The 23476-nt window shown below is 61.2% G+C and carries 16 protein-coding genes and 1 tRNA gene; 8 read left to right on the forward strand and 9 right to left on the reverse strand.

What is annotated here, in order from left to right; all coding sequences use genetic code 11:
- Nucleotides 1–198 precede the first annotated feature (198 nt).
- The gene (locus ACWUI2_RS06490) at nt 199–2001 is read left to right on the forward strand and encodes a protein-disulfide reductase DsbD family protein (protein WP_486982043.1); all 1803 of its coding nucleotides are present in this window, start codon (nt 199–201) and stop codon (nt 1999–2001) included.
- Nucleotides 2002–5649: 3648 nt separating this feature from the next.
- On the opposite strand, the gene ade is transcribed toward ACWUI2_RS06490, so the two are convergent.
- Nucleotides 5650–7290 carry an adenine deaminase gene (gene ade, locus ACWUI2_RS06495; protein ID WP_486982044.1) on the reverse strand — a complete coding sequence of 547 codons (1641 nt, stop codon included), beginning with the start codon at nt 7288–7290 and terminating at the stop codon, nt 5650–5652.
- Nucleotides 7291–7334: 44 nt separating this feature from the next.
- Entirely contained in the window at nt 7335–8336 is a 1002-nt protein-coding gene (locus ACWUI2_RS06500) for an MDR family NADPH-dependent oxidoreductase (RefSeq protein WP_486982045.1), read from the reverse strand.
- A gap of 187 nt (nt 8337–8523) precedes the next feature.
- Between ACWUI2_RS06500 and gspG the strand changes: the two genes are divergently transcribed.
- Complete coding sequence (gene gspG, locus ACWUI2_RS06505) at nt 8524–8982, forward strand: type II secretion system major pseudopilin GspG (protein ID WP_486982046.1); 459 nt, start codon at nt 8524–8526, stop codon at nt 8980–8982.
- The gene (locus ACWUI2_RS06510; RefSeq protein ID WP_486982047.1) at nt 8924–9487 is read left to right on the forward strand and encodes a GspH/FimT family pseudopilin; all 564 of its coding nucleotides are present in this window, start codon (nt 8924–8926) and stop codon (nt 9485–9487) included. The genes gspG and ACWUI2_RS06510 overlap by 59 nt, the downstream gene beginning before the upstream one ends.
- Before the next feature lie 35 nt (nt 9488–9522).
- Here the strand turns inward: ACWUI2_RS06510 and ACWUI2_RS06515 are convergent, their stop codons facing one another.
- Nucleotides 9523–10308: a M14 family metallopeptidase gene (locus ACWUI2_RS06515; protein WP_486982048.1), complete on the reverse strand. Its 786-nt coding sequence runs from the start codon at nt 10306–10308 to the stop codon at nt 9523–9525.
- A 323-nt stretch (nt 10309–10631) separates the two neighbouring features.
- On the opposite strand from ACWUI2_RS06515, the gene ACWUI2_RS06520 reads away from it, so the two are divergent.
- Nucleotides 10632–11114: a hypothetical protein gene (locus ACWUI2_RS06520; RefSeq protein ID WP_486982049.1), complete on the forward strand. Its 483-nt coding sequence runs from the start codon at nt 10632–10634 to the stop codon at nt 11112–11114.
- 101 nt (nt 11115–11215) lie between these two features.
- Here the strand turns inward: ACWUI2_RS06520 and ACWUI2_RS06525 are convergent, their stop codons facing one another.
- The 3 genes from ACWUI2_RS06525 to ACWUI2_RS06535 all read right to left on the reverse strand — a co-directional run bounded on the left by ACWUI2_RS06525 (nt 11216) and on the right by ACWUI2_RS06535 (nt 16045).
- Entirely contained in the window at nt 11216–12019 is an 804-nt protein-coding gene (locus ACWUI2_RS06525) for a MotA/TolQ/ExbB proton channel family protein (RefSeq protein WP_486982050.1), read from the reverse strand.
- Nucleotides 12020–12203: 184 nt separating this feature from the next.
- Nucleotides 12204–13196, reverse strand: a complete 993-nt coding sequence (locus tag ACWUI2_RS06530) for a hypothetical protein (protein WP_486982051.1) — start codon at nt 13194–13196, stop codon at nt 12204–12206.
- Nucleotides 13193–16045, reverse strand: coding sequence for a tetratricopeptide repeat protein (locus ACWUI2_RS06535; protein WP_486982052.1), 2853 nt, complete (start codon nt 16043–16045; stop codon nt 13193–13195). Before ACWUI2_RS06535 ends, ACWUI2_RS06530 begins: the two co-directional genes overlap by 4 nt.
- A 240-nt stretch (nt 16046–16285) precedes the next feature.
- Here ACWUI2_RS06535 and ACWUI2_RS06540 point away from each other — a divergent pair, with 240 nt between their 5' ends.
- The 4 genes from ACWUI2_RS06540 to ACWUI2_RS06555 all read left to right on the forward strand — a co-directional run bounded on the left by ACWUI2_RS06540 (nt 16286) and on the right by ACWUI2_RS06555 (nt 19290).
- Nucleotides 16286–17821 (forward strand): right-handed parallel beta-helix repeat-containing protein, encoded by a 1536-nt coding sequence (locus tag ACWUI2_RS06540; protein ID WP_486985048.1) that lies wholly within the window; start codon nt 16286–16288, stop codon nt 17819–17821.
- An 84-nt stretch (nt 17822–17905) separates the two neighbouring features.
- Nucleotides 17906–17982: transfer RNA gene (locus tag ACWUI2_RS06545), tRNA-Pro, on the forward strand.
- Nucleotides 17983–18112: 130 nt separating this feature from the next.
- On the forward strand, nt 18113–18712 hold the full coding sequence (locus tag ACWUI2_RS06550) for a LysM peptidoglycan-binding domain-containing protein (RefSeq protein ID WP_486982053.1): 600 nt from the start codon (nt 18113–18115) through the stop codon (nt 18710–18712).
- Nucleotides 18712–19290 carry an NUDIX hydrolase gene (locus tag ACWUI2_RS06555; RefSeq protein WP_486982054.1) on the forward strand — a complete coding sequence of 193 codons (579 nt, stop codon included), beginning with the start codon at nt 18712–18714 and terminating at the stop codon, nt 19288–19290. Before ACWUI2_RS06550 ends, ACWUI2_RS06555 begins: the two co-directional genes overlap by 1 nt.
- Nucleotides 19291–19415: 125 nt before the next feature.
- Here ACWUI2_RS06555 and ACWUI2_RS06560 read toward each other — a convergent pair whose 3' ends face one another.
- From ACWUI2_RS06560 to ACWUI2_RS06570, 3 genes are all read right to left on the reverse strand, one after another.
- Nucleotides 19416–20087, reverse strand: coding sequence for a type II secretion system protein (locus tag ACWUI2_RS06560; protein ID WP_486982055.1), 672 nt, complete (start codon nt 20085–20087; stop codon nt 19416–19418).
- Between the two features lie 41 nt (nt 20088–20128).
- Nucleotides 20129–22678 (reverse strand): DUF4838 domain-containing protein, encoded by a 2550-nt coding sequence (locus ACWUI2_RS06565; protein WP_486982056.1) that lies wholly within the window; start codon nt 22676–22678, stop codon nt 20129–20131.
- Between the two features lie 632 nt (nt 22679–23310).
- Complete coding sequence (locus tag ACWUI2_RS06570; RefSeq protein WP_486982057.1) at nt 23311–23469, reverse strand: hypothetical protein; 159 nt, start codon at nt 23467–23469, stop codon at nt 23311–23313.
- Between the last annotated feature and the right edge of the window lie 7 nt (nt 23470–23476).

The following is a 23476-nucleotide window of genomic DNA, read 5'->3' on the forward strand; positions in this document are numbered from 1 at the left end:
CCGAGCTGTGGTCCGGCGGTTCCGATAGGTTGAGGGCGTGGCCGCATGATTGCGGAACTCCAACGCTCCGACAAATCGGTTGATCGAAATAGCCGATTGACCGAGTGACCCTTGGATCGTTTTGTTTTCCCAAGGGTTTTTCCGTGTACGGTGTTATTACTCTCTTCGATGTGGTCGCTTAAGTCTCTCAGATTCTCGTTGTTGTTCTTATTGCCATGGGTCGCCTTCCTCCCGGGGGCCGGGGCGGAGGAGGAGTTGGTGCGGGTGGAAGTCGTTTCGGAGGCGGTGGAGGTGCGTCCGGGGGAAACGTTCCGGGCGGGAGTCCTCATCACCATCGCTGAGGGTTGGTATATCTACGGCGAGGATCCGGGGTTGAGCGGATTGCCGACGGAGGTGGAATGGGATTTGCCGCCGGGAGTCACCGCCGGGCCCGTCCGGTATCCGCCGACGACTGAATTCGTCTTCATGGGCGAGGATAGCGAGGGTTACCGGGGAACGGTGGTCCTTTGGAGCGAGATCGAGGTCGGCGATGAAGTCGAAGGAACGGTCGAGTTGAACGCCACGGTTTCCTGGTTGGTCTGCCGGGAGATCTGCATGCCGGGGGAAACGACGGTCGCCGGAGCGGTGCCGGTCGGCGGGGAGACCCGGCTGGATCCGGAGGTCACGGAGCTGATGGGGGAATGGACTCCAGCGGTCGTCGAAGCGGATGAAGGCGAGGCTGGGAAGGTTGAAGGGCGGGCGGAAGGGCCGTCGCTTCCATATTTTTTGCTGATCGGATTCATCGGCGGGTTGATTTTGAACCTGATGCCGTGCGTCTTTCCGATCCTCGGGCTGAAGATCATGGGTTTCGTCAACCAAGCCGGAGAGGCCCGGGGGAAGGTGGTGGCCCATGGACTGGTTTTTACTGGTGGGGTTCTGTTGAGTTTCTGGATTTTGGCCGGGATTTTGATCGCATTGCGGGCGGGGGGGCAGGAGCTCGGCTGGGGATTCCAGTTGCAGGAACCGGGGTTTGTGTTGGCGTTGACGGCGATCCTGCTGTTGTTCGGGTTGAACATGAGCGGGGTGTTCGAGTTCGGCCTTTCGGCGGTCGGGGTCGGGAGTAAGTTGACCGGAAAAGGCGGCCTGAGCGGATCGTTTTTCTCCGGGGTGTTGGCCACCGTGGTGGCGACTCCGTGCGCGGCGCCGTTTTTGGCTCCGGCGTTGGGAACCGCCCTGATTTTGCCGCCGGTCGATTCGATTTTGGTTTTCACGGCGATCGCCGTCGGGTTGGCGCTGCCGTATCTGACGCTGTCGGCATTTCCGGCTTTGGTGAAGATGTTGCCGCGGCCGGGCGGATGGATGGAAACCTTCAAGCAGTTCATGTCGTTTCTGTTGTATGGGACGGTCGCTTATTTGGTGTGGGTTTTGGCCGGGCAGTTGGAGGCGACGCTTTTGTTGGAGATCTTTTTCGCGCTGGTGGTGGTGGCGATGGGTTGTTGGGTGTATGGACGCTGGGGGGCGTTTCACCGGAAACGGCGCACCCAGTGGGTGGCGCGTTTGATGGCGTTGGCGTTGATTGTCGGGCCGCTCGGGTATGCCTGGAGCGGGATCAACGAGCAGGAGCGGCGGCAGGCGATGCTGGCCGCAGGGGATGCGGGGGAGCGGGATTTCCTAGTCTGGGAGCCGTGGTCGCCCGAGCGTGAAGCGGCTTTGCGGGAAGAGGGGAGATTTGTTTACATCGACTTCACCGCCCGCTGGTGCGCCACCTGTCAGGTCAACAAACGGGCTTACGACAATCCGGAAGTGATCGAGGCGTTTTTGCGCAACGACGTGGCGTTGTTGATCGCCGACTGGACCAGTCGGGATCCGGTGATCACCCGGGCGTTGGCGGCGTTTGGACGTTCGGCGATTCCTTTTAACCTTATTTATTCTCCGGTGCGCGACGAACCGGTTATTTTGCCGGAACTGTTCGGTCCCGGGACGGTACTGGAAAAATTGCGCGAAGCCGGAGCGGATTTGTAAGTCATCAAAGTGACGGGGCCGTCCCGGCTCCGTGTGTTTCTCACGCCTTACCGGACCAGATGGAGCTGGTCCCTCCCCCGAAATGCGCGCGCTGAGGCGGGACGCCTCACCCACGTTGGGACCTTCGGATCGTATTACTTCAGGACCAAGGGTTCCATAGTCCAACGGGCTTACGCCCTTCAGCCCAGGGTTGAGCCGAGTGAAACGAGGCCTACCCTGGAGACCGATGCTCGACGCCACGAACCGCAACGCGGTTCCGCCCGCGTTCGATCCATCATCGCACGGGGGGCAAGGGCGCAACCTCTTCGAGGTAGATCATCGTCTCCGGAATCAAGAACCCAGGTAGCCCCGCATTCGCGCGGCAACCTGGGGCTGGAGGGCGAAACGCCGTTGGCGTATATGCCGCAAAGTGGCGGGACCGTCCCGGCTCTGTGTGCTTCCTGTGCCTCACCGGACCAGACGGAGTTGATCCCTCCCCGAAACCCACGCGCTGAGGCGGGACGCCTCACCCACGTTGGGGCCTTCGGATCGTAGTAATTCAGAACCAAGGTTCCATAGCCCAACGGGCTTACGCCCTTCAGCCCAGGGTTGAGCCGAGTGAAACGAGGCCTACCCTGGGGACCGATGCTCGACGCCACGAACCGCAACGCGGTTCCGCCCGCGTTCGATCCACCATCGCACGGGGGGCAAGGGCGCAACCTCTTCGAGGTAGATCATCGTCTCCGGAACCAAGACCCAAGGTAGCCCCGCATTCGCGCGGCAACCTTGGGCTGGAGGACGAAACGCCGTTGGCGTATATGCCGCAAAGTGGCGGGGTCGTCCCAGCTCCGTGTGTTTCTCGCGGGTTCCTGATCCGTGGCCGCTGGACCCATGCGCTGAGGCGGGACGTCTCACCCACTTTGGGGGCCTTCGGATCGTATTACTTCAGCACCAAGGGTTCCATAGCCCAACGGGCTTACGCCCTTCAGCCCAGGGTTGAGCCGAGTCAAACGAGGCCTACCCTGGGGACCGATGCCCGACGCCACGAACCGCAACGCGGTTCCGCCCGCGTTCGATCCACCATCGCACGGGGGGCAAGGGCGCAACCTCTTCGAGGTAGATCATCGTCTCCGGAGCCAAGACCCAAGGTAGCCCCGCATTTTCGCGCGGCAACCTTGGGCTGGAGGACGAAACGCCGTTGGCGTATATGCCGCAAAGTGGCGGGGCCGTCCCGGCTCCGTGTGTTTCTCGCGGGTTCCTGATCCGTGGCCGCTGGACCCATGCGCTGAGGCGGGACGCCTCACCCACTTTTGGGGCCTTCGGATCGTATTACTTCAGCACCAAGGGTTCCATAGCCCAACGGGCTTACGCCCTTCAGCCCAGGGTTGAGCCGAGTGAAACGAGGCTTACCCTGGGGACCGATGCCCGACGCCACGAACCGCAACGCGGTTCCGCCCGCGTTCGATCCAACATCGCACGGGGGCAAGGGCGCAACCTCTTCGAGGTAGATCATCCTCTCCGGAACCAAGACCCAAGGTAGCCCCGCATTTTCGCGCGGCAACCTTGGGCTGGAGGACGAAACGCCGTTGGCGTATATGCCACAAAGTGGCGGGGTCGTCCCAGCCGTGTGTTTCTCGCGGGTTCCTGATCCGTGGCCGCTGGACCCATGCGCTGAGGCGGGACGCCTCACCTACTTTTGGGGCCTTCGGATCGTATTACGTCAAAACCAAGGTTCCATAGCCCAACGGGCTTACGCCCTTCAGCCCAGGGTTGAGCCGAGTCAAACGAGGCTTACCCTGGGGACCGATGCCCGACGCCACGAACCGCAACGCGGTTCCGCCCGCGTTCGATCCACCATCGCACGGGGGGCAAGGGCGCAACCTCTTCGAGGTAGATCATCGTCTCCGGAACCAAGACCCAAGGTAGCCCCGCATTCGCGCGGCAACCTTGGGCTGGAGGACGAAACGCCGTTGGCGTATATGCCGCAAAGTGGCGGGGTCGTCCCGGCTCCGTGTGTTTCCTTCGTCTCACCGGACCAGACGGAGCTGATCCCTCCCCGGAACCCACGCGCTGAGGCGGGACGCCTCACCCACTTTTGAGGCCTTCGGATCGTATTACTTCAGCACCAAGGGTTCCATAGCCCAACGGGCTTACGCCCTTCAGCCCAGGGTTGAGCCGAGTGAAACGAGGCCTACCCTGGGGACCGATGCCCGACGCCACGAACCGCAACGCGGTTCCGCCCGCGTTCGATCCACCATCGCACGGGGGGCAAGGGCGCAACCTCTTCGAGGTAGATCATCGTCTCCGGAACCAAGACCCAAGGTAGCCCCGCATTCGCGCGGCAACCTTGGGCTGGAGGACGAAACGCCGTTGGCGTATATGCCACAAAGTGGCGGGGTCGTCCCAGCCGTGTGTTTCTCGCGGGTTCCTGATCCGTGGCCGCTGGACCCATGCGCTGAGGCGGGACGTCTCACCCACGTTGGGGGCCTTCGGATCGTATTACTTCAGCACCAAGGGTTCCATAGCCCAACGGGCTTACGCCCTTCAGCCCAGGGTTGAGCCGAGTGAAACGAGGCCTACCCTGGGGACCGATGCCCGACGCCACGAACCGCAACGCGGTTCCGCCCGCGTTCGATCCACCATCGCACGGGGGGCAAGGGCGCAACCTCTTCGAGGTAGATCATCGTCTCCGGAACCAAGACCCAAGGTAGCCCGCATTCGCGCGGCAACCTCGGGCTGGAGGACGAAACGCCGTTGACGTATATGCCACAAAGTGGCGGGGTCGTCCCAGCCGTGTGTTTCTCGCGGGTTCCTGATCCGTGGCCGCTGGACCCATGCGCTGAGGCGGGACGCCTCACCCACTTTTGAGGCCTTCGGATCGTATTACTTCAGCACCAAGGGTTCCATAGCCCAACGGGCTTACGCCCTTCAGCCCAGGGTTGAGCCGAGTGAAACGAGGCCTACCCTGGGGACCGATGCTCGACGCCACGAACCGCAACGCGGTTCCGCCCGCGTTCGATCCACCATCGCACGGGGGGCAAGGGCGCAACCTCTTCGAGGTAGATCATCGTCTCCGGAACCAAGACCCAAGGTAGCCCCGCATTCGCGCGGCAACCTTGGGCTGGAGGACGAAACGCCGTTGGCGTATATGCCGCAAAGTGGCGGGGTCGTCCCGGCTCCGTATGTTTCTCACGCCTTACCGGATCAGACGGAGCTGGTCTCTCTCGCGAAACCCACGCGCTGAGGCGGGACGCCTCACCCACTTTTGAGGCCTTCGATCGTATTACTTCAGCACCAAGGGTTCCATAGTCCAACGGGCTTACGCCCTTCAGCCCAGGGTTGAGCCGAGTGAAACGAGGCCTACCCTGGAGACCGATGCTCGACGCCACGAACCGCAACGCGGTTCCGCCCGCGTTCGATCCACCATCGCACGGGGGGCAAGGGCGCAACCTCTTCGAGGTAGATCATCGTCTCCGGAACCAAGACCCAAGGTAGCCCCGCATTCGCGCGGCAACCTTGGGCTGGAGGACGAAACGCCGTTGGCGTATATGCCGAAAGTGGCGGGACCGTCCCGGCTCCGTGTGTTTCTCACGCCTTACCGGACCAGACGGAGCTGGTTCCTCCCCCGAAACCCACGCGCTGAGGCGGGACGCCTCACCCACGTTGGCGTCAGGAACCCTCCTCGAACAGCGGGGCGAAGGCGAACGACTCTCCGTCGAAGAGCCCTTGGTCGCTCAATTTCAAGGCCGGGATGACCAACAGCGCCATGAACGATAACGTCATGAAGGGAGCGTCCAGGCGGCAACCGAGCTCTTTCGCCAATTTTTCCAACCGCAGGTAGCGTTCGCCCGTGGCGTAGCCATCCTCCGGACTCATCAGGCCGGCGACCGGCAGCGGCAGGACTTCGGCGGCTCGTTCTCCGTCGGTGACCGAGAGTCCGCCGCCGTGCTCCACGATCCGATTGACCGCTTCGGCGAGGGCCTCGTCGGTGACCCCGACGGCGATGATGTTGTGGGAGTCGTGGGCGACCGAGGAAGCGAGGGCGCCGCGGCGCAAACCGAAATTTTTCACGAAACCGACGGCGGGCGGGGCGGGCCGGTAGCGGTTGAGGACGGCCAGCTTCAGGAGATCACGTCCGGGGTCGGCCACGGCGAGATCGCCCGAGGTGGTGGGTTCCATCCGGAGCCGACGGGTGACCAATTGGTGGTCGATCGCCTCGATGACGTTCAGGCTGCCGGGGCTCCGGCGGATCCGGAAGTTCTCCGGAGCGACCGGTTTTGCAGCGAAGCGGTTGATGATGCCGGAGGGCACGCGGGGAATGTGGGTTTGGCCATCTTCGGCGACGAGGCGGCCGTCGATGAAGGTTTTCCGCACGCGCAAGTCGGTGAGATTGTCGACCTCGATAAAATCGGCGGGATCGCCCGGTTGCAGGAGGCCGACCGGCACGCCGTAGTGACGGACCGGATTCAACGAGGCGCACCGGAGGACCTGGATCGGATCGTGGCCGGCGCGGATGGCGCGTCGGACGAGGTCGTCGATGTGGCTGACCATCAGGCTGTCGACGTGTTTGTCGTCGGTGCAGAACATGCAGCGGTCGGCGTGGCTGCCGAGGAGATCGACCAAGTCGTCGAAGTTCCGGGCGGCCGAACCCTCGCGGATGGCGATCTTCATCCCCGCTGCCAATTTGTCCAATGCCTCTTCCCGGGTGAAACACTCGTGATCGGTCGAAATCCCGGCGGCCGCGTAGCGGGCGGCGGCCTCGCCGCGCAGTCCGGGGGCGTGGCCGTCGACCGGTTTGCCGGCTTCGCGGGCGGCGGTGAGTTTTTCCATCACTTCCGGATCGGCGTGGAGGACGCCGGGGAAGTTCATCATTTCGCTCAAATACCAGATATCCTTCCGGGCCAGCAGCGCACGGACGTCGGCTGGAGTCACGGTGGCCCCGGCGGTTTCGAAGGGGGTGGCGGGGACGCAGGAAGGGGCGCCGAAGAAGAATTTGAAGGGGGTTTGCCGTCCGTTCTCGATCATGTAATTGACCCCCTCGACTCCGAGGATATTGGCGATCTCGTGGGGATCGGAAATGGTGGCGACCGTTCCGTGGACCACCGCCAGGCGCGCGAATTCCGCCGGGGTGAGGAGGGAGCTCTCGACATGGACATGGGCGTCGACGAATCCGGGGAGCAGGTAGGTCGAATGGACGCCGGGCTCGCGGCGGACCGACTCGATGCGCCCATCGCGCACCGCCAGGGTTCCTTCGAAGATTTCGCCGCCGACGAGGTCGACGATATTGCCGGAAAGGGTGAATGAGGACATTGGGAGAATAAAAAAACGTCTATCTATCGTCTATTGTCTATCAGCTATCGTCTATCCCTTTTTCCCATGGCGAACCCGACCTTCCCACTCCGGCCGGAGCGGGAGGCGTGGGCGACCGCTTCCTGGAAACGGTCGAGCGGATAAAAGGTGTCGACCGGGGCGCGGAGCACGCCGGAGGCCATGAGGTCGAAGATTTGGGCGCGGACCGCGGCCTGTTCGTCGGCGGAATGGTTTTGTTTCCAGCGGTGGAGCCAGAAGCCGCGTAGCCGGATATCGTGGAAAATCAGGTAACGGGTGGGGAAGCGCACCGGTTCGGCGGTCATGCCGCCGAAGGTGACCAACGTTCCGCCGTCGCCGAGCGTCTTGATCAAGGAGATCGCGCTCGGACCGCCGACCGAGTTGAGCGCGAGTCGGGAAGGGCGCTCGCCGGTGATTTCGCGGGCTTGGGCGGCGGTGTCCGGGCCTTCGAGGAGGACTTCCTCGGCGCCGGCTTGTTTCAAGCGGTCAATCCAGCGCGCCTCCCGGACGATATTGAGGGTGCGGAGACCCCGGTGGCGGCAAAGTTGGATGACATGGTGGCCGACCGCGGAATTAGCGGCGTTTTGAATCACCCAGTCGCCCGGTTTGAGATCGACGAACTCGTCGAGCAGGAGGAGGGCGGTCGGGGGATTGATCGTCGCCATGGCCGCTTGTTCGACCGGGACATCCTCCGGGACTCGGACCAGCGCCGCCGCTTCCGCTACGAGCCGATCCCGCCAGCAACCGCATCCCTCCGGCAGCAAGACCCGGTCACCGACGTCGAGCCCGGCGACGTCCGGGCCGGTTTCGAGGATCTCGCCGACTCCCTCCCGGCCGGGCACCGCCGGGAGTTCCGGCAGTTCCCCGTAAGTGCCGCCGATCGAGCCGAGGTCGGACGGATGGATCGGGGAGCGGAGCATTTGGACTAAGACCTGGCCTCGCCCCGGGGCGGGCGTATCGACCGCTTGCCGGCGCAAAACCTCCGTCGGCTTGCCAAATCGGGAAAACCGGATAACGCTCGCTTTCATCTCGAATCGGGGAATCCGCATTCCTTCTCGTCAAATGCGGAACCGTTGTCCAAAGAAATGGTCAATAGCGTATTGCACTTTTCAACGTTCGTCATTTATTCATGCCCTCGGTAACTTTGGCCTCCGGCGGGAGTTTAAACAATTAATTCGAATTCCGTAAACCAGTCTGCTTTACTCTTTTCTTCGTATGATGTTACAAAATCCAGCGGCAAACAAGCTTCGGCTCGGCAAAGCCGGCAATTCCCGCCAGGCATTCACCATTTTGGAGGTGCTGGTGGTTCTCTTCATTCTCGGCATGTTGGTGACCGTGTTGTTCCGCAACGCCGACCGGATCATCGGGCAAGGTTCCGAATCGGTCGCCCGGATCTTTGTCACCGAGTCGATCCGGACCCCGCTCGTCACCTACCGGATGCACATGGGGACCTATCCGACCACGGAGCAAGGGCTTCAGGCGTTGATCACCGCTCCGTCGAATAACTCCGACCGTTGGCGCGGACCTTATCTCGAAGGGGGCAAGATTCCGCTCGATCCGTGGAACAATCCCTACCAGTACCGTTTCCCGGGCCAGCGGAATCCGGATAGCTACGATGTCTTCTCCTTCGGCCCGGACGGCGTCGACAGTGACAAAAACATCGGCAACTGGTAAGCGGGCGAGGGCCGGCTTCACCATCCTCGAAGTTCTCCTCGTCCTCTTCCTGATCGGAATGATCGGGACCCTCATGGTCGTCAACATCGACAGCGCGTTGCGCGACCAGGAGGAATCGACGGTGGAAAACGCGTTTTGGGAGGCGACCCGCGAGGGACGCCTCCAAGCGTTGATGACCCGTCGGCCAGTGACCTTGTATTATGACGCGGAGGCGTCGACCTTTCGGCTGATCAGCGGCGGGACCAACACCGCCAGTTTCGAGGCCGTCGGCGTCACCCGCACCGGTGCCCCGATCACCGTCGAATTCGTCCAGGAACGCCCGACGACGGAGCTGGTGCTCATTCGGGGCGAACTGATCAACACCCGTCCGATCGAACAAGTGGTTTTTTACCCGGACGGCTCCTCCACCTCGTTTTCGGTGGAATTCCTGTTCGGTGGCGAGCGGCGACAGATCCGGATCGATCCCTGGACCGGCGCCGAAATGCTCCCGCAACCCCGGCGCTGAGGCGCGACTCTCCCTCTTTTCCCTTTCCCCATTTTTTAGCGCGAATCGGCTGACCGGTCTTCGCGGAACGCTCGCACCGCGGCTTCCACGGCGGCGATTTGGGCGGCGATTCGCTTTTCCATTGGGGCCGACGACGGCGTTTCAAAGGTGTAGGAGAGGTGGGGGTAAATCTTGCAGTGGTAGATCGCCTCCGGCCAGTTCCCCGGTTCGTCCGGCTCGGGGGAATGGGAGATGTACCCGGGGGCCGCCACCGCGTGATTGTCGATCTGGGGTAACGGTTCGATCGGCAGGACCGTCGCGGCCGCCTCGAGTATCTGCCGGGCCACCGACGGATATCCCGACGTGTTGATCTCGTAGAGGTAGAAACCGGTGGCTTCCCAATCCTCATGAAGCGAGAGGTAAAGATCCGGGCGCGGCATGTGGTCGATCCAGGCGCAATGGGCCTGGGCCTCAATGCTGCGGCGCGAGAGGTAGTCGCGGTTCAGGTCGACACCCGCCGGAGTCTCCCGGGTGCCCGCCGCCCAGCCCGCCGGATTCAGGGCGGGACAAACCGTCCAGGAAATCTCCGGATCCAAGCGATCTTCTCGCAACAGACACTCGATGGCGAGCGGTCCCGCCGGTTCGTCTCCATGGATGCCGGCGGAAAGGTAGACCCGGGGCGTTGTTTTTCCATCCTGTTGCCGGGCGTCGCGTGAGAAAGCCAGTAGCGGAAACTGATCGGTGAAACCCCACCTCGAGCAGGTGAAACCGCGGGAAGCGGCCAATTGCTCCAGGAAATCCAGCCATTCGGCGAGCTTTTTGCGAGGGATCGGACCGGTCATGAAACCTCGGATTTTCGACGACGGTTTTCAGCAGGTCAATCCTGCGCGGAAGATCTTTCCCGGGGCTTTGGGCCCGCTATTTGACAAACCGAGGCACCCTGAGTTCCTTAACCTTAGTCAGAAAGTGACGAAGTCTTACAGGAGGCAATCATTCACGGCGGCTTCCGGATGGAGAGGGGGACCGTGGTGGGTGACGGAAAGTTTTTCAGAGTAATTTTTTTGAAAAACTGGCTTGTCCCCTTAAGTTTAGGATGTTACAAACGTTCCGTTACCCGGCCGGACTAAGTCGGGTTGACTAAACAAACAACGAACAAACTACGGCTATGAAAAAACTAACTACGCTCTTGTTGACCGGAGCTTTCGCACTCGGTCTTGTGACGGCAGCAAACGCCCAGATTCGCACTGGCACCCATGAAACCGGGTTTTCCGGGAACTTCACCGACAGTGATGGTCGGTCTTGGGGATTCCAAGGTTACTACGGCTATTTCTATAACCAGAACCTCCAACTTCTCGCCATCGGCGAATTGCGCGGCGGTTCGAACGCCAGCACCACGGGCCTGATCGGACCGGGGGTCGATTGGCATTTCCGGGGAGCCGCTCAAGATGATTTCCTCCCGTATGTGGGGGCCAGCTACCTGTTCGGGATCGGCAGCGATATCGCCGATGCTCTCGGAGTGCATGTCGGTTTGAAGCAGTTCGTCGCCCGGAATGTGGCGATCAAGTATCAAGTCGGATACGGATTCGATCCGAGTGATACCAGTGACACCACCTTCCGCGCGACGGTTGGTTTGTCCTATTTCTTCTGATTGAGGAAGCGAGAAGCACGGACTCTTCGCTTTACGGAGTCCATTGCGGAAAGAGAAACCCGGCCGGATTTCGGCCGGGTTTCTTCGTGTTTGGAGCGTGCCTACTGTTGGCTTTCGAATAGCGGTTCCGGTTGGAAAGAGGGGGATTCTTCGGTTTCGGGGGCGCTGGGTGTCACTCCGATTTCTCCGGCGAGGCGGTCGACTAAAAGGGAGGCGGTTTGGCCGACCGCGAGCATCATGTTGTCGAGGCGGTTGCGAAGGACGAAGTAGGCGATCATCGCCGGGATGCCGATGACGAGGCCGGTGGCGGTCGTAATGAGAGCTTCGCCGATGTCCCCCGCGAGCAACTCCGGACGGCCCATGCCGCCGCGGGCGATGGTTTGGAATGCCCCGATCATGCCGCTTACCGTGCCAAGGAGGCCGACCATCGGAGAAACCGTCGCCACTACGTTGAGGTAGTTGATCCATTGTCCGACCAGGTTCTCCTCGTGTTCCAATGACTCCGCCAGCGAAGCTTCGACCCGGAGCTTGTTTGCATCGGGCCAATCCGGTCGGGCGCGGGCCAGAGCCGATTCGAGGGAGCGGGAAAGGACGGTCGGATGGGCTTGCAACAGTTGATGGGCGGGGCGGAGGTCGCGGGAGGCGAGGTGATCCGACAATGGAGAGAGGATTGTATCCGGGATGAATTTTTTTCGATTCGTTTCACGGTAACCATAAAAAATCAGGAAGAACATTACCAGCGAAGCCAGGCCGAGCGGATACATCGCCCACCCGCCTTGCTGGAGCATATTCCAAAGATTGAGTCCGCCTTCGCTGGCGAGCGCGTCATCGCCCCCGCCGAACGCGGTCGCCGGAGCGCCGAGGGAGAGAGTCAGAAAGATGATTGGTCGTAGGATCTTTGTCATAGCAGTTAAAATTTGGGCTGGGCTTGGGGAACGACATGCAATGAAGCTTTCGTGTCACTGGGAGGGATGGCATCCTGCCGTCCGCCGTCGGCACTGGTTTGAGACGAAGGTCGGCTGGAAGCCAACCCTCCGATTTGGCCCTGCAACCCGCATGAACAGCGAGGTTTCATGAGAGGGAGTGTTTTCATGAGTCGGTGAGAAGCTTGCGGACCTGGCGAATCGGGAGATTGAGGTCGTCTTCGGGTGGGCGGAGATCGAGATCGGGGGCGGCTTGGGGAAGGGGCGTTCGTTTGGTCTCCTCCGCCAAGGTGGCGTAGCGGGCGCCGGTTTCGGCCAATTTTTGGGAGGGCGGCCAGTTTAACCGCCTACTTTGCATCTCCTTGTAGAGGCGGACGGCTCCATCGGTTTCGTGGCGGCGATCGGCGGCATGGATGGCCATGGCGTAACATTCCGCCAAATAGGGAATCGGCTCCGGCCCGGCGAAGGCGACCGGGTGGAGCGCTCTCCAGGAAACCTGGTCGAAGTCGTCCTCTTGCAGGGCGAGTGCGGCAAGAATTTTCCAGCCGAGGGCGGAGTCCGGAAAAGGGGGTTGCCGTCGGATCCAGTCCCGGGCCATTTCCTCGACGAGGTCGTAGTATTCGAGCTGATAGTGACCGAGCAGCAAGGCTTCCTGGAGGCGGGCGGCGGCCGGTGGGGTGGCCGCATGCGGCGTGAGGCTCCGGGCCAAGCCGATGGCGCGGAACGGGTCGCCGACGTTGAGATGGGCGACTGGGAGCCGGGTGAGCAGATCGATCGTTTCCGGTTCGAGCAGGGCGAGGAAGGGGGCCCGTTGCCGCCAAATCGACTCGAGGGGAACGAGAGCTTGAGCGAGATCGCCGGCTTCCAGCGCTTCCAGAGCTTCCTCCACGGTCTCCTCGCCGGGAAAGTGAAGTCGAACGATCCGATCGCGGGGAAATCCCCGGTCCACTTCGCCTCCATCAATACGGGACCGCAGGAGAAGGATATCGTCGCGGAACGACACCGGGCGTCCGGTGTAGGAACGGCCGTCGGCAAGTTCTACCCGGATCAATCCCGGAGCGATGGGGGGAATCGACTCGGCCGACCCGTGAGTAATTGTTCCGAAGGCGACGAGGAGACCGAGTAAGGAAAAACGGAAAAGGCGTGGGAGTCGTTTCATTCGGGGATTCGTTCCGGAGTTAAAGAGTCGTCGATGTGGGCCGCCAGGAGGGGTTCCCGACGCCGGGCTTTTTCGAAAAACGGGGAAGTGGCGAGTTCGGCGAGCGAGAGCATTTCGGCCAGACTCCGGTGGGCGGCGCCGGGATCGTTGAGTTGCTCGAACAAAAGGCTGCTTTGGTAATAAGCCTCGGCGGTGAGGTCGGGTTGAGCGCGGTGGACCGTGTAGACCCGTTGATAGTAGGCGATCGCCCTGGCTGGATCTCCCGCGGCGGCGGCGTTGCGGGCGAGACCGAGCAATGCGTTGGCATGGGGGCGCCCGCGCATCGAGCGGAGACTGAGGATCTCTTCAAACTGTTCGTCGGCTTCGGAGTATCGACCAAGGGCGGCCAAGCTTTCGCCCGCGAGTTGCAAGGCGTCGCCGATCAGCGGATGGGTCGGTGTTTCGTGCGTGAATCGCCGCAACCAAAGGAGTGCCTGTTCGTGGTCGCCCGAGCGCTGGGCCTGTTTGCCGAGGCCGTGGAAGGCGAAGGCCCGTTCCGGAGCATTGGGGAAGCGGGTGAGCAGCGATTTGAAAAACTCGTCGGCGCTTTGGAGATCGAGCGTGGTCAACATGTGGCCGACCTCACCGAGGGCGTCGGGTCCGAGAAGATCGAGCGGAACGAGGTCGGCGATTTCGAACAGGTGGTTGTCCGCGTGGACGGCGGCGCCGCTGCGGCGCTTTTGCCGGGCCAGGTGGAGGGTCAGCCGGGAGAAATAAGTCAGCCGTCCTTCGCTCAGAGCCCGTGGCCGCTCGTCCGCGATCCAGGAGGAAAAGCCGTTGTTATCGATGCCGTCGGCGGGTGGCTCGAGACGTTCGAGCAGCGACAGGATCGAAGCGATTTCACCGGCGTCGGGATCGTTGCCATGGGCCGCAAGGGCGTCGTGGAAGAGTGGCAGTGCCTCCGCCGGACGATCCAGCGCGTTGTAAGCCCAGCCGATCCAGTAGAGCGCTTCGCTCAGGCGAGGTTTTTCAACGATGTCGTCGCGGCGCGAATACGCGGAAAAGAGCGCGACCATTTCTTCGTATTTCTCTTGGGCGCGAAATATTTTCCCTTGTTGGAAGAGAGCATAAACGAATCCGTGACCGGCCTCCGGCTGGATTTTCGCGAAGGTCCGCAGCGCATCGTCAAGGGCTCCGGCCCCCATTTGGATGTCGCCCAGAAGGACCAACGCTTCGTCATGCCGCGGATGATACGGGAAGCGTTCGATGAACTCGGAGGCCGCGCTTGCCGCCCGTGGGTAATCGCGCATGGCGTAAAGGGTGGCGGCGCGGCGATACTGGATCTCGCCGGAGAGCGGGTGGCGCGCGTAGCGGTTGGCCAGTGCGTCGAATTCCTGCAGCGCGGTCGGGTAATCGCGGGCGAAAAAGAAGGTCAATCCGTGCCAGAGTTCGGCGTTGGCGGTCAATTGGGTCGCCTCATGGTCGGCGGCCGCTTGGGCGAAATGGATCCGTGCCTCAGGGAAATCCTCGAGCAAGGCGTGGTTGAAGCCGAGGTTGAAGCGCCAGCGTTGGGCAAGGGGGTGCCCGGGGAAATCGGCTAGCAGGCCCGCTAGGATTTCGGCTGATTCGTGATAGCGGCGTTGTTCCTCGTGGGCTTGGGCGATCAGGTAGAGGGCGTGGGGGGCGAGTTCGGCGCTGGGATACCGGGAGAGAAAGTTGCGGGCGATGGCGAGCGATTCTTCCCAGGATTCGAGCCCGTTGGCGGCGAGGATCCAGCGGTAATGGGCTTCTTCGCGAAAAGCCGGGTCCAGCGACTCGTCGAGAGCGAGGCGCTCGAACAGAAGCCAGGCTTCGCGGAATCGGTCGGCGAACAGGAACGCCTGGCCGCGGCGCAGCAGCAGAGAGGGCGTGTAATCGTCGGCGGATTCGAGGCCGCGGAGTTGTGTATTCGTTTTTTGGAGTAATCGGCGGTGGAATCCGCTCCAGAAGAGGTTCGCTTGGGCGGCCGGAGGATTTTGGAGGAGTCTTTCCAATTCTTCGTTGCGCGATTGTTGGAGATGGATCAGGCGGGGGCGGGGGAGAACCAGTTGGTAGGCCCGCAGGGCGTCGGCCGGGATTTCCGCCTCCAGCAGGCGGTCGCCGAGATCGAGGGCGGCCATGGAGAGAGTGATGATTTCGGCAAGCGAGCCGATCTCCCATGGATGATCAAGGAGGAGCTCGACCGCCGGAGCGAGGTCGCCGCGGTCGAGGGCGCGCCGTCCGGCTTGCAGACGGGCTTGCTCGCGGAGGAGTTGAGGGGCGTCGCTTGCGAGGAGATCGGCCAGCAGGGCGGCGGCCTCGGCGGATTTACCCAGTTCGGAGAGGAGTCCGGCGCGTTGCAATTCGGTCAGCCACGTTTCGGGGCGGTTGGCGTAATGACGTTTGAAGTCCGCGAGGCGGTCGTGGGCTTCTTGCAGGCGACCGGCGTGGTGGAGGGCGGAGGCGAGGGATTGGAGCGCGGCCGGATGCTGGGGGTCGCGGGGGTGGGCGGCGACGAAGCGGGTCAAGGTGTCGGCCGCGGCGTGCGGTTGTCCGGCCGCCAGTTCGGCGTAGCCCCGGATCGGGAGCAAACGGCGTTGGAATTGCGGGTCGAGGTATTCGGGTTCCGCGCCGAACTCTTGCTGGAGGCGGGAAAAGAGCGAGGCGGCGGCAATGAAATCCTGGGAGGAAAACGCTTGCAGTGCCTGGTCGAGCAGTGAGTGGAGCGAATCGGCCGACAGGCGTGGGGACGGGGATGAGGGGGAGCCGTGGAGGTCGGGAAGTGAGGCGGGAATCCAAACGGCAAGGAGCGCGGCGAGGATAAGCGATTGGGGCGAACGGGGACGCTGCATGGGGTATTGAGGAAATAAAGTTGGAAAACGAAAGATGTGGTGGTTGGGATCTCAAATGTCAAATACTTCTAAACAGCGTTTTCCTGAACGATCGGGATTTTGCTAATTATTGGAGGCGGGCTGGGCCTGGAAGATCGAAATCGCTGGCTTGACCCGGGGCTGCTCTTGGGGCTCTCTGGGTAGGAATTTACCCAAAGAAGGTTTTTGATGGCGGGAAAGATTTGTATGACTGCGGCTATAATGGCAATGAGCCTTGGCGGTTTGATTTTATCAACGGATGCTGAAGTGCCAGCGGATGGGGTGGTCCGGTATAGCCAATTCGGGGCCGTGGGTGACGGCAAGACCGACGATATCGAGGCGATTGTCAAAGCCCACGAATTTGCCAACCGGCACGGCCTCCCGGTAAAGGCCGACGAAGGGGCGACCTACTACATCGGCGGGAGAGATCGCACTGCGATCATCCAAACCGATACCGACTTCGGCACCGCTTCTTTCATCATCGACGACACGGCGGTGGAAAACCGGGGATCCCACGTTTTCCTGGTGGCTTCGAACTTGAAAACCTTCGAGCTGGAAGGGGTCTCCTCCCTGAGAAGAAATCAGGAGAAACTCGAGGTTTCGTTGCCCGCCCCGAGTCTGATCACCGTCACGGATTCCAATGTGAGGCGCTATATCCGATTCGGGCCGAACCAGAATAGCGGCGTGAGTCAGACGGATATTTTCATCGTTGATAAAGAGGGCAATGTGGATACGGATGCGCCGATCATCTGGGATTTCGATCAGATCACGGAGATAACCGCCCGCCCCATCGACGAAACGACCCTGACCCTCACCGGAGGACGCTTTACCACCATCGCCAACGGCGCTGAATCGAGATACACCTACTACAATCGCGGCATCAGCATTCAGCGGTCCAACGTGCTGGTGGATGGCCTGGAGCACCGCGTCACCGGCGAAGGAGACCAAGGCGCCCCCTACAACGGGTTCCTCATTATCAGCGATGCCGCCTATGTGACGGTCCGCAACACCATCCTGACCGGCCGTAAGACCTACCGGACGATCGGGTCGGCCGGCACCACTGTCTCTATGGGGAGTTACGGGCTCCTGCTCAACCGCGCCCTGAACGTCTCCTTCATAAACTGCAGCCAGACGAACGACATCAATGACACCCGCTACTGGGGGATCATGGGTTCGAACTACTGTAAGAATCTGGTCTTCGATAACTGTACCTTCTCTCGATTCGACGCCCACATGGGCGTGGCCAATGTCACCATCCGCAATTCGACCCTCGGACACCAGGGCATCAACGCCATCGGCAGCGGCACCTTCCTCGTGGAGAACTCCACCATCTACGGGAGGAGCCTGATCAATTTGCGTTCCGATTACGGCAGCACATGGGAGGGCGAGTTCATCATTCGCGACTCCGTCTTTGTCCCCTCGGGCGGCAGGCCGGTCAGCGCCAGTCTGATCAACGGGTCCTATTCCGGCCGACACGATTTCGGCTACACCTGTTACATGCCGAAACGGATCACCATCGACACGCTGCATATCGACGACTCGCGGCATCCGGCGAACTACCGGGGCCCGGCGATCTTCGCCAACTTCAATCCAAGTTTCACGGATGCTTCCTACGTGGAAGAGTTCCCGTATGTAAGAACGGAGGAAGCGATCCTGAGAAACGTGACCACCGCCAGTGGCAAGCCCCTTCGCTTGAGCGACAACCAGTTTATGTTTAAAGGCATTCAAGTGATCGGCCTCGATGCTTCCGAAGAGTAGCCGTGTCCGAGGCGAATTCTGGCGATAACCGAGAAAAAATTTGACAGAGGGGGTGGGGGCGGGCGATTGTCGTTTCTTTGTTGTCGGGGCGTAGCTTAGCCTGGTAGAGCGCCTGCTTTGGGAGCAGGAGGTCGGGAGTTCGAATCTCTCCGCCCCGACCATTTTTCGCCTTTCTTTCTTCTTTTCCCACCGCTTTTTCGCCGCGTTCTATTACTCGTCGCGCGAGCTTCCGTTTTGGAGGCTTGAGTTTCCGTATCGCAGCGGGTAGGAAGGGCAAAATCAAAAACGGCGATGGAAAGTAATTTCAAGTTGGTGATGGGGGCGGCGGTGGTCGGGATCTTTCTCGGGATCGCCGGTCTGGTGTTCGGGATTTTGTCCAAGAATCAGGCGGACGAGCTCCGAACCGATTTTCTCCAGGTCCACGGATTGTTCGAGAAGGTCAGTCAAGTGGAGGAAAGTTCGTCGGGCCTTTCGGCGAACGCGGCCCGGATCAAACGGGAGGTCGACGCGCTGCGCAGCGGCACCCAAGGGGCGCTCGACCAGGTGAGCGAGGAATTGACCCGGTTGCGGCGTGACCTGAACAACAGCATCGCGCAGGCACGGGGATTGGAGGAACGGATCGCGGAATTGTCGCGGCCTCCCGCGCCGACCGCGCTGGCACCGGTGGCGGATCGTCCGTCGGATGCGGGTCAATCGGCGTCGGCAGCAGCGACGGTTGAAAACGGAGGGCCCGCCGAGGAGGAGCAATTTTACGTCATCCGCGGCGGCGACACGTTATCGCGGGTCGCCGCGAACCATGGGGTGTCCCTGACGAGTCTGACCGAGGCGAATCCCGGCATCGACCCGTTGCGGCTCCAGGTCGGGCAGCGCATCCGTCTTCCGGCGCGCTGATGAGCCAGATGCCGGAATCCGGACCGTGCGATTGGACGGTCGACGCGGTGCACCCGCACGCCGATTGCCGGGTGTTCACGGTTTCGCGGAAGCGATGCCGCCATCCGGTGCGGGGAAGCGAGCGCGATTTCTTTTCGATCGAATCCTCCCCCTGGGTGAATGTGTTGGCGGTGACGCCTCGAAAGGAACTGGTGTTGGTGAAGCAGTTTCGCTTCGGGGTGGAGCAGTGTTCGCTGGAAATCCCGGGAGGGATGGTCGACGGGGGGGAAGATCCATTGGAAGCCGGATTGCGGGAGTTGGCGGAGGAAACTGGATACGTCGGCAAGCGCGCCCGAACCATCGGCAATGTCTGGCCGAATCCCGCCATCATGGGGAATGAATGTTCCTTCGTCTTGGTGGAGGATGTCGTTTTGGAGAAGGAGTTGAAGTGGGATCAGGACGAGGAAATTGAAGTGACCCTCGCGCCGGTGGAGCAAGTTTTCGCATGGGCTCGAGCCGGACGGATCCGTCATGCGCTGGTGTTGAACGCCTTGTTCTTTTTCGAGCCGATTTGGGCGAAGTTGAGCGGCAGGGAATGAGGGGGTAACACACCCCACCATGCTTGCGCATGGTCCCCCTCGCGCCGGGGGACCGCTCGCCAGAGCGGTGGGGTGTGTCGGTGTAGGGATTCGTCGTTGCGGATTCGGCGAGCGCTAACCGTTTTTTAGGGGGTCGGCGGATTTTCCGGGTCCCAGTAGTATGGGGGCGGATCATTCGGGTCGTGTTGGGAGGCGCTGTAAACGGCTCCGCCGAGCAATACCATGTTGGCCTTTCCGGCGTGGCGATAGTTGAGGACCCGGGGATTGGTGCCGAGGTGCCAGTTGGCGAGACTGTCAGCAAAGACGATCGTGGTTGGTTCGACCTGGGTGATGATCTTCCGATTGGAGGGATCTCGCGAAGAGGTGAACTCAGCGCCGAAGTAGGTGTTCATGCCGTAGCTGATGTAATTCGGGCCGTGGGGATGATCATCTTCATGGGAAGGACAGGTCCCGATGGTGTCGTTTCGCCCCTGGGAGTGGCTGGTGACGCGGGTGCCATGGTATTCACTGAGGATCGCGTTCCAAGCGATGTTGGTGCCTGTGGGTCGGTCCCCGCCCTGGAAGCGGTCCATGGCCAACGGGATTCGATCATTGTTGTCGTTGACGTACAGAAGAAGCGCGGCGTGCCATTGGCGGAGGTTGCTTTGGCAACTGGCGGAACGGGCGGACTCCCGGACCTTGCCGACCACGGGAATCAGGATGGCGGCCAAGATGCCGATGATGGCGATGACCGTGAGGAGTTCGATCAAGGTGAACCCCCGGGTGCGGAATGGACGGATTGAATCGTTGTTTTTCATGGGAAACCTTTTGATGAAACTGGATGAGTGCATGTCACTGGTTATTCCCCGAGATAGATGCGGACGGGTTGGTGGATGCCGGAGTTGTTCTCGGACGCGTGCATTCGCACGAAGAGGGAGTTTTGTCCCGGTTTCAACTGTTCCGCGGGGACCTTGATGGCGAAGGGACGGTTCCATAAATCATGGACTGTGATGTCGTCGCCTTCGAGGAATTCGGATTCAAGGGTGTGTTCCCCGGTGTATCGGCCGTTGACAAAAATCCAAGCCTGCTCGTCGACGCCGTCGAACTGGATTTCGACCGGGCGCTCAGCCTGTTCTTCGGTGAGGGTGAAACCGGTTCGATACCAACCGTAGCCGAGATAGCGTCCGATTTCGGTTTCGCTCAGGAAGGCGGGGACCTCCACTTCGGTCCAGGAGGTTGCCGCCTCGTCCGCCATGGTGAACCATTCGGCTTCTAACCCGATGTTATCCGGGTCTTTTCGGAAAACCCATGGTTCCCAAGCGGTGCGGTCGAGGAAGTTTTCGTCGAGGCGAACCCGGGCGACGCGTTCGTATTCGGCGAGATAGTCTTCCGTCGTGGCCAACAAGCTTTCGAACTCGTCGTAGAAGCGGATGACGTCGACGTCGAGTCTGCGGGCGAGGTCTCTGACCTCCTGGCCGACCTTTTTATACCGGTCGCGATCGGGGGGCGTTTCGCCGCGGCGCATCTCGGCCATCAGGAGGACGCTATCGACGTAGGCGACCCCGAAAATCAGGTCTTCCACCCGGCGGCGAATTTCTTCGCGGTCATCGGCGCGGAGAGCGTGGTCCAAAATCTCCCGGGCTCTTTCGACAAACCCGTGCTGAAACATTCCCTCGTCGTGAATGGCGTAGATCCAATCGCGGCGTTTGCTGAAATCGGTGTGTTGGACAGCATGGTCCCAGAGCAGTTCGTGGTAACGAACCACGTCCGGAGCGGCGTCGCCGTAATACCCCCAGATGAAATCGAGCATCAGTTCCTCGATGTCGAGGGTCGGGTCCCACAACAGTTTCGAGTAAATCCAGAACCGCATCGCGTCGCGTCCGTGATCGTATCCCTCGTTTCCTTGGATGTAGGCATTTTCCACCCCCTCTTCGGCAAAGAAACGGAGGTTCTCGGCCAAGGGTCGCAGGCTCGGCATCGGCGCCGGGTAGTGACGGTATTGGTGCGGGTAGATCCAGGCCCACATCCTTTCCGACATCCCTTTCCAGCGATCGAAGCTCGGGCGTTGCGCGACCCAGCGGTCGTTGATTTCTTCCGGATCCTCCGAGAGCTTTGCGTCATAGAAAGAATGATACGGCCAGGAGAAGTTGGCGCCCCAATCGGCGGCGAAACGGATGACGACATTGTCGGGGATCTCCATATCAACCGCGGGCGGGCGGTTGGTGTCCCAGTAAATCAACGTGGTCAAAGTGGCGTCGGGAACCTCCTCCGCGACCCGCTCGGCGATGCGGTTGACGAACTGGAGAACGAGCCCGCTGCGGGAACCGAGTTCCTTCATGATCCGAAGTGAATCCTCGTCTTCGCTGTGTCCCCGCCAATCCATGGCGCTGATTTCGAGGAACCGGCGGTGGGGCGGGGCGCTTTTCAACGCTTCAATCGCCCGGCGGGAAGCGATTTCCGCTACCTCCGGATTCGAGAGATCGAGCTGAGCTCGTCTCCAGCGGCGTTCGCCATTGATCAGCGAATAATACTCCGGGTTGCTCTCAAAATATTTCTCGGGCGGAACCAGCCAATGAAACGTGTGGGAAGTCAGCGAGCCGTTAATGTAATAATATTGTTGATACTGATTGGCCCATCCGAAGTTGATCCGGTTGCGGAGACCCCACGGACTGACGGCGCGAAGCACCCGGACCTGACGCATCTTGAACGCCGGTTCCACGCTCCGGGGAACCACAGAAAGTTCGAGCGTTTCGTGAGAGGGAGCGCGGTAGAAACCTTCGGCCCACTGGTCGGCGTTGAGCCCTTCGTTCTGCTCGTTAACGACCATGGTCCAGGTGCGGCCGATCGCCGGATTGTTGGCCGGGACCATCGGCTCGCTATACCAGCGGACGCCGAGATCTTCTTCCAGAAGAGCGAAGGCGGCGTTCATCGGACTGCTCGGATGATTGCCGAAGAGGAAAAGCCGTTCGTCGCTGACGTGGATGGTGTATCCGTCCGGGCCGGCTTTGGATAGAAGTTCGGTTTCCTCGGAACCAACCCGGTTGGTCGATCCGACGCTGATTTCGCGGTCTCGCCGCTCCTCGGAGTCCTTGACGATCGGAAAATTGGCTCCGGTGATCTTTTCGAGCCAAAGCGCGACCTCGCTGGCGGCCCGGCGTTCCTGGCGCGTCGCCTCGGCGGGAATGACGATGACGTAATCCGTTTCTCCGTCCGTAGCCAAGGGAAGTGGTCGGGCCTTTTCTCCCTTGGGAGCGAGTGAATTCTGCCATTCGTTCCACTCGGGACGCGGTTCGTTCAAATAACGCTCGACCCACCCCGGGCGATCCGTCGCGGCGCTGGACGCCAGCATCAGACAGGCGGGAATACTGAGAAGGCTTAGAGGGAGAAGAAACTGTTTCTTGAACTGCATCGTTTGTTAGGAACTACCTGGTCTTCGGAGTGTGAGTTGGACGGGGGGTCGAATCTGGACTCAAATTTCCTCGCCCGGACGGCAGACCGCAATTTGATTCCCCCGCTACCCCTTCGTTTTGGCTTTACCCGTAAATGGAGGAGCCTTTGTAGCGATGAAGCCACGCTTCATCGAGTCTTCGGGGAAGCTGACTTCGACATACGTGCCGGCTGGAAGCCAAATCGGAGGATTGGCTTATAGCCGACCTTCTTTTGGAGCCGACGGCGGACGGCAGGATGCCATCCCTCCCAGTGGGGCAACGTCATTCCCGTGGTCGGGTTGGCTCCGCCGCCCGACAGCAGCGGCCGGAGCCGAATGGCCGAATGCTCGATGTCATGCGTCGCCGATGGGATCGATTGGCTCCCGCGTTTCGGATACGAAACGGTGGGGCGGCAAAGCCAACCCCACTACGTGAATGGCTTCTGCGCGGGCCAAATCGGAGGGTTGTCTTCCAGCCGACCTTCTCTTGATGCCGACGGCGGACGGCAGGATGCCATCCCTCCCAGTCGCTTTCAGGCAACGTGATTCCCGTGGTCGGGTTGGCTCCGCCGCCCGACAGCAGCGGCCGGAGCCTAGTGGCCGAAAGTTCGATGTCATGCGTCGCCGGTGGGATCGATTGGCTCCCGCGTTTCGGATACCAAACGGTGGGGCGGCAAAGCCAACCCCACTACGGGAAACGGATTCTGCGCGGCCATATCGGAGGGTTCTTCCAGTTTAATGCCGACGGCGATGGCGGACGGGCAGGATGCCATCCCTCCC

Source organism: Verruconatronum alginivorum (assembly GCF_056590205.1).